Origin of the sequence: Pseudonocardia halophobica (assembly GCF_050948485.1) — a bacterium.
Taxonomy (GTDB): Bacteria; Actinomycetota; Actinomycetes; order Mycobacteriales; family Pseudonocardiaceae; genus Pseudonocardia; species Pseudonocardia halophobica.
Genome location: NZ_CP192046.1, coordinates 2,635,868 through 2,648,439 on the forward strand (window position 1 = coordinate 2,635,868; position 12,572 = coordinate 2,648,439).

General features: G+C 75.5%; 11 protein-coding genes. 6 read left to right on the forward strand and 5 right to left on the reverse strand.

The window, feature by feature from the left end; translation table 11 throughout:
* Nucleotides 1-312 precede the first annotated feature (312 nt).
* Nucleotides 313-1,848, reverse strand: a complete 1,536-nt coding sequence (locus ACQP04_RS12670; protein ID WP_433507239.1) for a leucyl aminopeptidase — start codon at nucleotides 1,846-1,848, stop codon at nucleotides 313-315.
* Between the two features lie 201 nt (nucleotides 1,849-2,049).
* Between ACQP04_RS12670 and ACQP04_RS12675 the strand changes: the two genes are divergently transcribed.
* The 3 genes from ACQP04_RS12675 to ACQP04_RS12685 are packed head-to-tail and all read left to right on the forward strand — an operon-like array spanning nucleotide 2,050 to nucleotide 5,673.
* On the forward strand, nucleotides 2,050-3,396 hold the full coding sequence (locus tag ACQP04_RS12675; RefSeq protein WP_433507240.1) for an APC family permease: 1,347 nt from the start codon (nucleotides 2,050-2,052) through the stop codon (nucleotides 3,394-3,396).
* A gap of 13 nt (nucleotides 3,397-3,409) precedes the next feature.
* A complete protein-coding gene (gene gcvT / locus ACQP04_RS12680; protein WP_433507241.1) occupies nucleotides 3,410-4,510 on the forward strand; it encodes a glycine cleavage system aminomethyltransferase GcvT in 1,101 nt (366 codons plus the stop codon).
* Nucleotides 4,511-4,563: 53 nt separating this feature from the next.
* Entirely contained in the window at nucleotides 4,564-5,673 is a 1,110-nt protein-coding gene (locus ACQP04_RS12685; RefSeq protein ID WP_433507242.1) for a branched-chain amino acid aminotransferase, read from the forward strand.
* Between the two features lie 74 nt (nucleotides 5,674-5,747).
* Here ACQP04_RS12685 and ACQP04_RS12690 read toward each other — a convergent pair whose 3' ends face one another.
* The 4 genes from ACQP04_RS12690 to ACQP04_RS12705 are packed head-to-tail and all read right to left on the reverse strand — an operon-like array spanning nucleotide 5,748 to nucleotide 8,770.
* Nucleotides 5,748-6,482: an adenosylcobinamide-GDP ribazoletransferase gene (locus tag ACQP04_RS12690; protein WP_433507243.1), complete on the reverse strand. Its 735-nt coding sequence runs from the start codon at nucleotides 6,480-6,482 to the stop codon at nucleotides 5,748-5,750.
* Nucleotides 6,483-6,489: 7 nt separating this feature from the next.
* The gene (locus tag ACQP04_RS12695) at nucleotides 6,490-7,551 is read right to left on the reverse strand and encodes a nicotinate-nucleotide--dimethylbenzimidazole phosphoribosyltransferase (RefSeq protein WP_433507244.1); all 1,062 of its coding nucleotides are present in this window, start codon (nucleotides 7,549-7,551) and stop codon (nucleotides 6,490-6,492) included.
* 47 nt (nucleotides 7,552-7,598) lie between these two features.
* Entirely contained in the window at nucleotides 7,599-8,129 is a 531-nt protein-coding gene (locus tag ACQP04_RS12700; RefSeq protein WP_433508354.1) for a bifunctional adenosylcobinamide kinase/adenosylcobinamide-phosphate guanylyltransferase, read from the reverse strand.
* Entirely contained in the window at nucleotides 8,126-8,770 is a 645-nt protein-coding gene (locus ACQP04_RS12705) for a DUF3043 domain-containing protein (RefSeq protein ID WP_433507245.1), read from the reverse strand. Before ACQP04_RS12705 ends, ACQP04_RS12700 begins: the two co-directional genes overlap by 4 nt.
* A gap of 34 nt (nucleotides 8,771-8,804) precedes the next feature.
* Here ACQP04_RS12705 and ACQP04_RS12710 point away from each other — a divergent pair, with 34 nt between their 5' ends.
* From ACQP04_RS12710 to ACQP04_RS12720, 3 genes are all read left to right on the forward strand, one after another.
* Nucleotides 8,805-9,935 (forward strand): glycerate kinase family protein, encoded by a 1,131-nt coding sequence (locus tag ACQP04_RS12710; protein WP_433507246.1) that lies wholly within the window; start codon nucleotides 8,805-8,807, stop codon nucleotides 9,933-9,935.
* 146 nt (nucleotides 9,936-10,081) lie between these two features.
* Entirely contained in the window at nucleotides 10,082-10,450 is a 369-nt protein-coding gene (locus ACQP04_RS12715) for a HesB/IscA family protein (RefSeq protein WP_037040814.1), read from the forward strand.
* A gap of 129 nt (nucleotides 10,451-10,579) precedes the next feature.
* On the forward strand, nucleotides 10,580-11,515 hold the full coding sequence (locus ACQP04_RS12720; protein ID WP_433508355.1) for a carbohydrate kinase family protein: 936 nt from the start codon (nucleotides 10,580-10,582) through the stop codon (nucleotides 11,513-11,515).
* The last annotated feature ends 1,057 nt before the right edge of the window (nucleotides 11,516-12,572 follow it).

Below are 12,572 nucleotides of genomic sequence, written 5' to 3' on the forward strand. Positions count from 1 at the left end.
GGATGCACGCAGGCGTCGATCATGGCGGCGCGCACGGGTTGGTGATCACCGTGTGCGTGCAGCGGCGGTCGCGGACACTGCGCCCACCGCACACGATCGTCGATCTTCGACAAAGAGCGACCTCGAAGCTGCGTCGGGCGCCGCCACCCCGACGCCCCCCGAGTCCGTCGCCGCGCCGGAGCTCCCGACTCGCGGTGCGGGAGCTCCCGACTCGCGGTGCCAGGGCTCCCGACTCGCGGTGCCGGAGCTCCCGACTCGCGGTGCCCGAGCTCCCGACTCGCGGGAGCCCCGGCACGAGCCGCGAGCCGCGGGTCAGCCGTTGGCGGCGATGTCCTCGAGGAGGGCGACGAGGGTGCGGACCGGGACGCCGGTGCCGCCCTTGGGCGTGTAGCCCCACGGGCCGCCGGTGTTGAACGACGGGCCGGCGATGTCGATGTGCGCCCACGGCAGACCGTCCGCGACGAACTCGCGCAGGAAGATCCCGGCGGCGAGCATGCCGCCGAAGCGGTTGCCGGTGACGTTGGCCAGGTCGGCGATGCGGGAGTCGAGCTCGCCGCGCAGGTGCTCGGGCAGCGGCATGGCCCAGGCGTCCTCGCCGACGGACCGGCCGAGCGCGGCGACCCGGTCGCGGAAGTCGTCGCTGCCCATCACGCCCGCGGTGCGGGTGCCCAGCGCGACCATCTGCGCGCCGGTGAGCGTGGAGGTCTCGACGAGGTAGTCGGGGTCGTCCTCGGCGGCCCGGACCATCGCGTCGGCCAGGATGAGCCGGCCCTCCGCGTCCGTGTTGAGCACCTCGACGGTCTTGCCGCCGTACATCGACAGCACGTCGCCGGGCCGGTACGCGGTGTCCGACGGCATGTTCTCGGCCATCGGCACGGTCGCGGTCACGGCCACGGGGAGGTTCAGCCGGGCCGCCAGGACCGTCGTCGCGATCACCGCGGCGGCCCCGGACATGTCCGACGTCATGTGATCCATGTTGGCGGCGGGCTTGATCGAGATGCCGCCGGTGTCGAACGTGATGCCCTTGCCGACCAGCGCGACCTTCTTCGCGGGGTTCTCCCCGCCCGACCAGCGCAGCCGGACCAGCCGCGGCAGCCGCGACGAGCCCTGCCCGACGCCGAGGATGCCGCCGTACCCACCGGCGGCCAGCGCCTCGTCGTCGAGGACCTCGACCGCCAGCCCGGCGGCCTCGCCCAGCTCGCGGGCCCGCGCGGCGAAGGTCTCGGGGTAGAGCGCGTTGGGCGGGGTGTTGATGAGGTCCCGCGCGGTGCACACCGCCTGGGCGACGGCGAAGGCGTGCTCGAGGACGTCCGCGTCCGCCCCCGGGAACTCCACGGACTCGATCGGCTTCTTCCCGGCCGTCGGGTCGCCCTTGAACGCGGTGAACCGGTAGGCCCCGAGCAGCACGCCCTCCGCGGCGGCGGTCAGGTCGACCGCGCCCAGGGTGCTGACCACGCGGCCGCTGCCGGCCAGGGCCCGGGCCACCGCGCCCGACGCCCGCCGCACCTGGTCGGCGGGGATCGCGCCGGACTCGTCCGGCTTGCCGAGCCCCACCCCGACGACGAGCGGCGAGCCGACCGCCCCGCGCGAGGGCAGCTTCACGACCTCCTCGACCTTGCCGGTGGCGCCGGCGAGCGCGAGCAGCCCGGCGAGCGTGCCGTCGAAGGCGGCGTCGATCTCCTCGGCGCCGGGCGCGAGGACCGGCTCGGCGCCGTTCCCGTTCGAGCCCTCGCCGTTGCCGTTCGCGCCCGGGAGCAGGCCGACGACGAGGACGTCGGCCTCGGCCGCCGCGGCGGGCCCCTCCAGGGCGCCGATGCGGGTGCCGGTCTGCGGGACGGTGGTCGTCAAGGCGGGTCTCCTCGGTCGGGGTCGGGCGCGCCGGCGGTCCCGGGGCGGGGCACGGCGGCGTGCGCGGGTGGGCATCGCCGGGCCCGGGGCGCCGCACCGCCCGTCGACGAGCGGTCGGAGCGCCCGGCGAGACCTCTTCGAAATGCTAATGACACCGTCGCGGGGCCGTTTCGCACAGGGTCGGATGCGATGGTGGTGACCGTGGCAACGACCCTCGGACGCCGCCTGGGTACCGCCGACGTGGTGGTGCTCGGGCTCGTCGCCATGCTCGGGTCCGGGGTCTTCGCCGTCTTCGCCCCCGCCGGCGCCGCCGCGGGGCCGTGGCTGCTCCTGGCGGTGCTGCTGGCCGCGGTCGTCGCGGGGACCTGCGTGCTGTCCACGGCGGAGCTGGTGCTCGCGGGCGGCTCGGGCGGGGCGAGCTTCTCCGCCGGGTACACGGCCGGCTACGTCGCGGCCCGGGACCGCCTGCACCCCGTCGCGGGCCGGCTTGCCGGTGTCACGCTGCTGATCGGCGGGGTCGCCTCGGCGTCGGCGGCCGCGGGGGTGTTCGGGGCGTACGTGCTGCCGTCGAACCCGCTGGTGGCCGGGATCGTCGTGATCGTCGCGGCCACCGTGCTCAACGTCGTCGGGGTCCGGACGACCGCCCGTTCCTCCTGGCTGTTGGCCGGCGGAACGCTCGCCGTGCTGGTCGTGGTGGTCGTCGTCGGGCTGCTGGGGCCGGGCGGGGAGCAGACGGTCTCGGCGGCGGTCACGGCCGCGGGGGAGGCCCGCGGGGTCGCGGTGCCCGTGCCGCAGGCCTCGCCGGGTGCGCTGGGGGTGCTCTCGGCCGCGGGGCTGGTGTTCTTCGCGTTCGTCGGGTTCGCCAACGTGGCGACCTACCGCGAGGAGGTCCGCACCCCGGCCCGCACCCTGCGCCGCGCGATCCCGATCGCCCTCGCCGTCTGCACGCTGACCTACCTCGCCGTCGCCGGGGCGCTGCTGATAGGCCTGGGTACGGACCGGATCGGCGAGGAGCACGCGCCGCTGGTCGCGCTCGTCGACACCGGCCAGGCGCCCGCACTGGGGGTGCTGGTGCGGATCGGCGCCGCGGCGGCCGCCGGCTCGACGCTGCTCGCCGTGCTGATCGGGATCAGCCGCACGGCCATGGAGATGGGGGCCCGGGAGGACCTGCCCCGCTCGTTCGCGAAGGTCTGCGGCAGCGGCGCCCCCTGGCGGTCGGACGTCCTCGGCGCGGCCCTGGCGATCCTCGTCGCCGTGCTCGCCGGGCCGGTGGCGTCCATCGCGCTGTCGGCCTGCGCGATGCTGCTGCACTACGCGCTCGTGCACGCGGCCGCTCTGCGGGTCCCCGACCGGCGGACCCCGGCGTGGGTGGCGGCCGTCGGGTTCGTGCTGTGCCTCGGCCTGGCCGCGCTGCTGCCGCGGACGTCGGTGCTGATCACCCTCGGCGCGCTGGCGGTGGGCTGGGGGCTGTCCGAGCTGTCGGCGCTGCGGGCCCGCCGGAGACCGCCGCCGCCGCAGGAGGAGGCGCCGGGGGAGCAGGCGGCCTGAGTACGGTTTGCCCGTGACCGACGAGCTGATCACGGGACCGCTGCACGACCGGCACGTCGCGCTGGGGGCGACCCTCGGCGCCTTCGGCGGCTGGTCCATGCCGATCGCCTACCCGGCCGGCACCGTGGCCGAGCACACCGCCGTCCGCGAGGCGGTCGGGATCTTCGACGTCAGCCACCTCGGCAAGCTGCTGGTCCGCGGCCCGGGTGCCGCGGACTTCGTCAACTCCTGCCTCACCGCGGACCTCGGGAAGATCACGCCGGGGAAGGCGCAGTACACCTTGTGCTGCACGGAGTCCGGCGGCGTGGTCGACGACCTCATCGCCTACCTCGACGGGCCGGACGAGGTCCTCCTGGTGCCGAACGCCGCCAACGCGGCCCGGGTCGCCGAGCTCCTGCGCGCGGCGGCGCCGGCCGGGATCGAGATCGTCGACCGGCACCGCGAGCTCGCCGTGATCGCCGTGCAGGGGCCGCGCTCCGCCGAGCTGTTCCACACCATGTTCGCCGGGTTCTCCGGCGTCCCCGGGATGGACTACATGGCATTTGCCGACGCCGGCGCCGTCCGCGTCTGCCGCACCGGTTACACCGGCGAGCACGGCTACGAGCTGCTCGTGCCGGCCGCGCAGGCCCCCGAGGTCTGGGACGGGCTGCTCGCGGGTGCGGAGCCGCTCGGCGGTCGGCCGTGCGGGCTCGGTGCGCGGGACACGCTGCGCACGGAGATGGGCTACCCGCTGCACGGCCAGGACCTCAGCGAGGAGATCAGCCCGGTACAGGCCGGCAGCTCGTGGGCCGTCGGCTGGTCGAAGCCGGCGTTCTGGGGCCGCGAGGCGCTGCTCGCCGAGCGCGAGGCCGGGCCGGCGCGGCGGCTGCGCGGGCTGCGGGCCACCGGGCGCGGGATCCCGCGGGCCGGGATGACGGTTCTGGCCGGCGGCGAGCCGGTCGGCATCACGACCTCGGGCACCTTCTCCCCGACGCTCAAGACCGGCATTGCGCTGGCGCTCATCGACACCGCGGCGGGGGTGTCCGCCGACGACGTCGTGACCGTCGACGTCCGAGGTCGCTCACTCGAGACGCAGGTGGTGAAGCCCCCGTTCGTCCCGTCGCACGTCCGATGATCGGACACCCGACCGGCTGACACGCGCCTTGCTCCGCGGGTTACCGTTCATTCATGAACGCGCCGCTGTTCACCCGCATCCCGAACCCCGCGCCGGCCTCCGACCAGCGGCGCAGCGAGATCCTGGCCGCACCGGGGTTCGGCCGGTACTTCACCGACCACATGGTCTCCATCCGCTGGACGGTCGGCGAGGGCTGGCACGACTTCAAGGTCGAGCCGTACGGGCCGATCGCACTCGACCCGGCGACGATGGTCCTGCACTACGGGCAGGAGATCTTCGAGGGCCTCAAGGCCTACACCCAGCCGGACGGCACGATCGCGTCGTTCCGGCCGGAGGAGAACGCGGCGCGGTTCCGCCGGTCCGCGGTGCGCCTGGGCATGCCCGAGCTGCCGGACGAGCTGTTCATGGCCGCGCTGCGCGAGCTGATCGACGTCGACCGCGCCTGGGTGCCCCCGGCCGGCGGCGAGGAGTCGCTCTACCTGCGGCCGTTCATGATCGCCACCGAGGTCGGGCTGGGCGTGAAGCCCGCCGACTCGTACCTCTTCCTGCTCATCGCCTCGCCCGCCGGCGCGTACTTCCCGGGCGGGGTCAAGCCCGTCGACGTCTGGCTGTGCACGGACTTCACCCGGGCCGCGATCGGCGGGACCGGCACCGCGAAGTGCGGCGGGAACTACGCCGCCTCGCTGCTGCCGCAGGCCCAGGCCGCGCAGCACGGATGCGCGCAGGTCGCCTACCTCGACGCCGCGGAGAAGCGGTGGGTCGAGGAGATGGGTGGGATGAACCTGTTCTTCGTCTACGGCTCCGGGGAGTCGGCCGAGCTGGTCACGCCGGAGCTGTCCGGCAGCATCCTCGAGGGCGTCACCCGGCACTCGCTGCTCACGCTGGGCAAGGAGATCGGCTGCCAGGTCACCGAGCGCAAGATCTCCGCGCGGGAGTGGCTCGTGGGCTGCGCGGACGGGGCCATCACCGAGGTGTTCGCCTGCGGCACCGCCGCGGTGATCACGCCGGTCGGCAACGTGAAGTTCAGCGAGAACTCCGGCGTCGGGTCGATCCGGGTGGCCGACGGCGAGCCCGGTGCGGTCACCATGCGCCTGCGCACCCTGCTCACCGACATCCAGCGGGGCACCGGCACGGACACCCACGGCTGGATGACCGCCCTCTGACCCCCGTGAGTGCCGACTGCCCCTAGAGGGGCGGTCGGCCCGCACGACCCCGGCTGAGCTGCGCGGATGCCGGATCAGGCCGTGGCGAGGACCAGCAGGACGGCGGCGGCGCCCAGCTCGGCCGCCGCGCCCAGGACATCCCCGGACATCCCGCCGAACCGGCGGGCGGTGTGGGCCGAGAGCGCGACCACGAGCACGGCCGCCAGCGCGACGCCGGCCGGACCGCGCCAGCCCGCGACCGCGTAGCCCGCGGCGGCCAGCACGACCCACCACACCAGGGCCACCCATGCGGCCTGCGACTCCGCGACCATCGCGCCGAGCCCACCGGGCCGTGCGGCGGGCACGCCGCGGCGGGCGACCCAGCAGAAGCCGGCCCGGCTCGTCGCGACGGCGACCGCGCCCCCCGCGACGGCGTGCCAGCTCGTCAGGGCGCCCAGCGATCCCGCCTGGACCCCGAGGACGACCAGCAGCGTCACGACGGCGAAGGGCCCCGCGCCGCCGTCCTTCATCACGGCGAGCGCGCGCTCGGGCGGGCCGAAGCAGCCCAGCCCGTCGGCGGTGTCGGCGAGCCCATCGACGTGCATCCCGCGCGTGCCGAGGGCCAGCACCCCGACGGCGAGCAGGCCTGCGACCAGCCCGGGCACGCCCACCGCGGTGAGCCCCCAGACGACCAGCCCGGCGACGCCACCCAGCAGGGCCCCGACCAGTGGAGCCCAGCGCAGCGCCCCGGCCGCGGTCCGCGCCGACGGGACGCCGGTCCGGACGGGCAGGACGGTGAGCCAGCTCAGCGCGAGGGCGAGCGCGCTCATCGGGCCCTCACCCGGCGACGGCGCGCACCGGCGCGATCCCGCTCGCCTCCGCGGTGGTGGTCTCGCCGAGCAGCCGGGCGGCCGCCTGGATCAGCGGCAGCACCGCGACCGCGCCCGTGCCGTCCCCCTGGCGGACCTGCAGGTCCAGCACCGGGACGAGCTGCAGGTGCTGCAGGACGAGCGTCATCGCGGGCTCGGGGGAGTTCTGGGCGGCGAGCCACCACTGGTGCGCGCCGGGGGCCAGCTCGTCGGCCAGCAGGCCCGCGGCCCCGACCACGAGGCCGTCGAGCAGCACGGGGGTGCGGCGCAACGCGGCCTGCACGAGGAACCCGGTGAGGACGGCGAGGTCGGCGCCGCCCGCCGTGCGCAGCAGCGCGTGCGGGTCGCGGACGTGCGGCTTCGCGCGGCGCAGGGCGTCGCGGATGGCGGCGGCCTTGCGCATCCACGCGTCGTCGCCGATGCCGGACCCGCGCCCGACGACGGCGACCGGCTCGGCCCCCGTCACCGCCGAGACCAGCGTCGACGCGGGCGTGGTCGCGCCGACCCCCAGCGAGGCCGGGACGAGCAGATCGGCGCCGGAGTCGACCTCCTCGTCGGCCAGCGCGCGGCCGATGCGGATCGCGTTCTCGACCTCGGCGGCGGTGAGGGCGTCCTCGCGGTCGATCCGGCCGCTGCCCCGGCGGACCTTGAACCGCTCCTGGCCGGGCAGCAACGCCTCCCGGTCCAGCCCGGTGTCGACCACCCGGACCGAGGCCCCGGACACGGAGGCCGCCACCGCGACCGGCGCGGACTGCTCCAGCGTGGCCGCGACCTGCCGCGCGGTGACCTCCGGCGGATAGGCGGAGACCCCGGCGGCCGCGATCCCGTGGTCGGCCGCGACGACGACCACGCGCACCCGCGCGGGCGGCCGCGGCGGGCAGGTGCCCTGCATCGACGACAGCCACAGGCCCAGGTCGGCGAGCACGCCCAGCCCGCCCGCGGGCACCGCCAGCGCCTCGTACCGGGCGACGGCCTCGCGCCGCGCCTCGAGGTCGGGTGCGGGTACGGCGGGGAAGGGACTCTCGCTCACGCGCCCTTCCTACCGTCCGCCCTGCGCAGGCGTTGCGGCAGCCCTGGTCACGGGCCCTTCAACCGCAGCGGCAGGCCCGCCACCACCAGCACCACCTCGTCGCACACCTCGGCGAGGGCGGCGTTGAGGGCGCCGAGCTCGTCCCGGAACAACCGCCCGGCGCGGGTCGCGGGGACCACGCCCAGCCCGACCTCGGCGGACACCAGCACGCACGACGCCTCGGACGGAGCCTGCCGCACGCTCTCGACCAGTGTCGCGACGGCGTCCTCGACCCCGGGCGGGGTGGTGGGCGCCTCCCAGGCCTCGGTGTCGTCGAGCACGCCCGTGAGCCAGGTGGCGAGGTCGTCGACGAGCAGCGGGCCGCCGCGGGCGAGCTCGGCGACCAGGTCGGGCTCCTCGACGGTGGTCCAGCAGGCCGGCCGGCGCGCGGCGTGCCGGGCGATCCGGGCCTCCCACTCGAGGTCGTCCGGCCGGCGGCGGGCGGTGGCGGCGTAGCGGACCGGGGCGTCGGCGGGCAGCAACGCCTCGGCGTACCCGGACTTGCCCGACCGGGTGCCCCCCAGGACGAGGGTCCTCAGACCTGCGCCCCGCGCTGGATCCGCGGCTTCGGCACCCGCAGCTTGCGGATCTGGCTGGCGCGGGTGAAGGCGTACCAGCCGGTGCCGAGCCCGCTGATCTGCTCGTTCGGGAACTTGGCCCGCGCCTGCTTCGTGACGCGCATCCCGAGCGTGACGCCCTCGACCACCATCACGAACAGCACGACCAGGCTGAACAGGCTCAGGTACTGCTGCACCGCCGGGATCGGCAGCAGCACCGAGATCAGCACCACCACGGCGAGCGGCATGAACAGGCCCATGAGGTGCGGCCGCGAGTCCACGACGTCCCGGATGTAGGCCTTCACCGGACCGCGGTCGCGGGGGAGGAGCACCCGGTCGTCGCCGGCGTCCATCCGCGCGCGGCGTTCGGCGGCCTGGGCGCGGCGCTCGTCCTTGCTCGGGCGGTTGGCCTTGGCCAGGCGGGCGGCCTCGCGCTGGGTCTTCGGCGGGGGCGGGGCCGGGCCGCGACGCTTGGTCTCGGCGTCGCGGCGCTTCGGCGTGGGCCGGCCCTTGCCCTGCGTCCAGCGCGGATCGAGCGGCTTCTTCTCCTGCGTGCCCTCGGCCTCGTCCGTGTCGACGGACGCGGATGCCGGGGAATCGTCGGAGCGGCGCAGGAACCTCACAGGTGCACAGGGTACGGGCGATAGCGTGCGCGGTGTGCGTGTGGTCGTCGCTCCCGACTCCTTCGGCGGAACACTGAGCGCGCGGGCCGCGGCCGGCGCCATCGCGGAGGGCTGGTTGCGCGCCGTCCCCGACGCCCGGATCGACCGCCTCCCGCTGGCCGACGGTGGCACCGGCTTCGTCGACGTCCTGCAGGAACGGCTGGGCGGCACCCTGCACGAACCGCAGGTCACCGGCCCCTTCGGCGATCCGGTGACGGCTCCCTGGCTGCAGGTCGGCACGACCGCCTACGTCGAGTCGGCCGCCGCGTGCGGGCTGCACCACGTGCCCCGGGAACGGCGGACGCCGGAGGTGGCGGGCCGCGTCACCACCCGCGGGGTCGGCGAGCTGCTGCGCGCGGCGCGGGCCGCGGGCTGCACCGAGGCCGTCATCGGGCTCGGCGGGTCGGCCACCACGGACGGCGGCGCGGGCATGCTCGCCGCGCTCGGGGCCGCCCCGCTCGACGCGTCGGGCGCGGAGCTGCCGCCCGGCGGGGCCGACCTGGGGCGGTGCGTGCGGATCTCCGGCACCCCGGACGTCGGGATGACGCTGGTCGCGGCCGCGGACGTCGACAACCCGCTGCTCGGCCCGCACGGCGCCGCGGCGGTGTTCGGGCCGCAGAAGGGGGCGGACGAGGGCGCGGTCGCGGCGCTCGACGCCGCCCTGGCCGTGTGGGCGGACGTCCTCGCGGAGGCGACGGGCCGGGACGTGCGCGACGAGCCCGCCGCCGGAGCCGCCGGCGGCCTGGGGGCGGCGCTGCTGGCGCTCGGGGCGCGCCGCGAGTCCGGGGCGGGCCTGGTCCGCCGCCTGCTGGGGCTCGACGAGGCGCTCGACGCCGTCGCCGCCGAGGGCGGGCTGGCCATCACCGGCGAGGGCAGCTTCGACTGGCAGTCGCTGCGCGGGAAGCTCATCACCGCCGTGGCCGGGGCCGCCGCCGAGCGCGGCGTGCCCTGTGTCGTCCTGGCCGGGCAGGTGAGCGTCGGGCGGCGCGAGGCGGCCGCGGCAGGTGTCGACGCCGCGTACTCGGCCTCCGAGCACGCCGGCGGGATCGAGGCCTCGATGGCCGATCCCGCGGGCACGCTGGCGGCCCTCGCCGAACACGTCGCGCGCCGGTGGGGCTCGTCCTGACCGTCCGGTGACCCGGATCACCCGATCCGTGGGCGGCGGATTCCCGCAGGCCCCGGAGGGTGTCGGCGCGAGGGCCTACTATGGGTCGCGGCACGACTCCCGGGTCGCCGGGAACAGTTCCGCCACGTGCGCTGTTGGGAGAGTTCATGACCGTCGAGAACACCGTCGAGGCCGGCGCCGCCGAGGAGACCCACGGCGTCGAGCTGACCGACAACGCCGCCCTCAAGGCGCGCTCCCTGCTCGAGCAGGAGGGCCGTGACGACATGCACCTGCGCATCGCCGTGCAGCCCGGTGGCTGCGCCGGTCTGCGCTACCAGCTCTTCTTCGACGACCGTTCGCTCGACGGCGACCTGTTCCGTGACTTCCACGGCCTCAAGGTCGGCGTGGACCGGATGAGCGCGCCGTACCTCCAGGGCGCGGTCATCGACTTCGTCGACACGATCGAGAAGCAGGGCTTCACCATCGACAACCCGAACGCGGGCGGCTCCTGCGCCTGCGGCGACTCCTTCAACTGAGTCTCGGCGTCGCGGACCCCCGGGTCGAGGAAGATCACCTCTTCTTCACCCGGGGGTTTCGTCATGTCTGACGTAAGGTGATCCGACGTGCGCATCGCCGTCACCGGATCCATCGCCACGGACCACCTCATGCACTTCCCGGGGAGGTTCGCGGACCAGCTCGTCGCCGACCAGCTCGACCGGGTGTCGCTGTCCTTCCTGGTCGACGAGCTGACCATCAAGCGCGGCGGGGTGGCGGGCAACATCGCGTACGCGCTCGGCGTGCTCGGGCGGTCCCCGGTGCTCGTCGGGGCGGTGGGCGCGGACTTCGCCGACTACCGCTCCTGGCTCGACCGGCACGGCGTCGACACCAGCGGCGTGCACGTGTTCGACGACGTCCACACCGCCCGGTTCGTCTGCACCACGGACGACGACATGCGCCAGATCGCGTCCTTCTACGCCGGCGCCATGGCCCGGGCCCGGCTCATCGAGCTGCAGCCGGTCGCGGAGCGGGTCGGCGGGGTGGACCTGGTGCTGATCGGCGCCAACGACCCCGAGGCGATGCTGCGGCACACGGACGAGTGCCGGCAGCGTGGGTACGCGTTCGCGGCAGACCCGTCGCAGCAGCTCGCGCGCATGGAGGGCCCGGAGATCCGGAAGCTCGTCGAGGGTGCGCAGTACCTGCTGACCAACGACTACGAGTGGGAGCTCCTGCTCAAGAAGACCGGCTGGACGCCCGACCAGGTCGGGGAGAAGGTCGGCACCCGCATCACCACGCTCGGCGAGAAGGGCGTGCAGATCGTGGGGCGTGACGGGGTCGCCCTCGAGGTCGGGGTGGTGCCGGAGACCGCGAAGGTCGACCCCACCGGCGTCGGCGACGCCTTCCGTGCCGGGTTCCTGGCCGGGACGTCGCAGGGCCTGTCGCTCGAGCGCGCCGCCCAGCTGGGCTCCCTGGTCGCGGTGCTCGTGCTGGAGACGGACGGGCCGCAGGAGTGGCGGTGGGACCGTGGGCGCGGCCTCGAGCGCCTGCAGCAGGCCTACGGCCCCGACGCCGCCGCCGAGATCGCCGCCGCCCTCCCCGCCTGACCCCGACCGAACCCCGCGAGTCGCGCTCTGGGCTCCGGCGAGTCGCGCCGTGGGTTGCCGCGAGTCGCGAGTTCTGGCACCGCGAGTCGCGAGTTCTGGCACCGCGAGTCGCGAGTTCTGGCACCGCGCGCGGGTTCTGGCACCGCGCGCGGGTTCTGGCACCGCGCGCGGGTTCTGGCACCGCGCGCGGGTTCTGGCACCGCGCGCGGGTTCTGGCACCGCGAGTCGCGGGTTCTGGCACCGCGAGTCGCGAGTTCTGGCACCGCGAGTCGGCATCTTCGGGAGACCGGCCCGGGGCCGAACCACAGCGTCCGCCCAGCTCCGGGCTGGCTCGAGCGGCTCGGCGCGGGCGTCGGAACCCTGGACCCACGTGGGAACCCGACGGGTCCCAGGCGCTCGCCGACGCGAGCGAGCGCTACACGGCGGCCGGACCGCGCTCGCCACGGATCCGGGACCCGAGATCCCCTCGCTCGCTGCGACCGGCCCGGGCGTGGTGCGCGTCGGCGAGGAGGAGTACGCGTCGTCGCCGCAACGGGGGGCGGCCACGCCCTACTACTTCGCGGGCGGCACCGTGCAGGTGCGACAGGTACCGGCGGGCTGCTACGCCACGCCCTGGTGGAAGACCGCGCTGCTCGGCGGCACGGCCGGCCTGGGCGGCGCAGTGCTGTTCGACGCCCTCTTCGACGGGCCCGGCCATCACCACGGCCCGGGCCCCGTTCGACGGGTTCGGCGGCCCCTTCGGCCTCGGCTTCTGACACACCGGCCGCAGCGACTCGCGGGAGCCCAGGGCGCGACTCGGGGGAGCCCAGGGCCCGACTTGCGAGAGCCCAGCGCCCGACTCGCGGGAGCCCAGGGCCCGACTCGCGCTGCCGGAACTCCCGACTCGCGCTGCCGGAACTCGCGACTCGCGCTGCCGGAACTCGCGACTCGCGCTGCCGGAACTCCCGACTCGCGCTGCCGGAACTCGCGACTCGCGCTGCCAGAACTCGCGACTCGCGCTGCCGGAACTCGCGACTCGCGCTGCCGGAACTCCCGACTCGCGCTGCCGGAACTCCCG